The organism is Falsiroseomonas oryzae (assembly GCF_027856955.1).
Classification (GTDB): Bacteria; Pseudomonadota; Alphaproteobacteria; order Acetobacterales; family Acetobacteraceae; genus Falsiroseomonas; species Falsiroseomonas oryzae.
The window spans coordinates 1-924 of the sequence record NZ_JAPSMD010000892.1; the positions used below are offsets into that span (position 1 = coordinate 1).

Sequence of the window (924 nt, forward strand, 5' to 3'; positions counted from 1 at the left end):
CGCTGCCCGCCCCCGCCGCCATCCCCGGCGCCGAGCCGCCCGCGGGCGGCGAGAGCCTGGAGAGCCTCGGCCTCTACCCCGTCCCCGGCGAGCCCGACTGGGCCGCCGGCTTCAGCGAGTTCTGGCAGCCGGGCGAGGCCGGCGCGCAGGCGCGGCTCGCCCGCTTCGCCGCCGGCGCGCTGAAGGCCTACGACGCCGCCCGCAACACCCCGGGCATCGAGGGCTCCTCCGGCCTCTCGCCGCATCTGCGCTTCGGCGAGGTCTCGCCTCGCCAGGCCTGGCACGCCGCCCGCGCCGCCGCGAAGGGCAGCGGCGTCGAGACCTGGCTGAAGGAGATCCTCTGGCGGGAATTCGCCTATCACCTGCTGTGGCACCGGCCGGAGATGCCGCAGCGCAACCTGCGCGCCGAGTTCGACGCCTTCCCCTGGCACCCCGACGCCACGCTGCTGCGCGCCTGGCAGCAGGGCCGCACCGGCTATCCCATCGTGGATGCGGGGATGCGCCAGCTCTGGCAGACCGGCTGGATGCACAACCGCGTGCGCATGGTGGCGGGCAGCCTGCTGGTGAAGCACCTCCTGCAACCCTGGCAGGACGGTGCCGCCTGGTTCTGGGACACGCTCGTGGATGCCGACCTCGCCTCCAACAGCGCATCCTGGCAGTGGGTGGCGGGCTGCGGCACCGACGCCGCGCCCTATTTCCGCGTCTTCAACCCGGTGCTGCAGGGTGAGAAGTTCGACCCCGAGGGTGCCTATGTCCGCCGCTGGGTTCCGGAGCTTGCGAAGCTGCCCAAGGCCTTCCTCCACAAGCCCTGGGAGGCGCCGGCCGGCATCCTGGCCGCGGCCGGCGTGGCCCTCGGCCGCGCCTATCCGCGCCCGGTGGTCGGCCCAGCGGAGGGGCGCGCCCGGGCGCTCGCCGCGTTCGGCG

The 924-nt window shown here is 74.8% G+C and carries 1 protein-coding gene; it reads left to right on the forward strand.

Annotated features, from left to right (window positions below; all coding sequences use genetic code 11):
* The coding region (locus OZN99_RS32495) for a cryptochrome/photolyase family protein (RefSeq protein WP_270939307.1) at positions 1-924 on the forward strand (924 nt) is incomplete at both ends.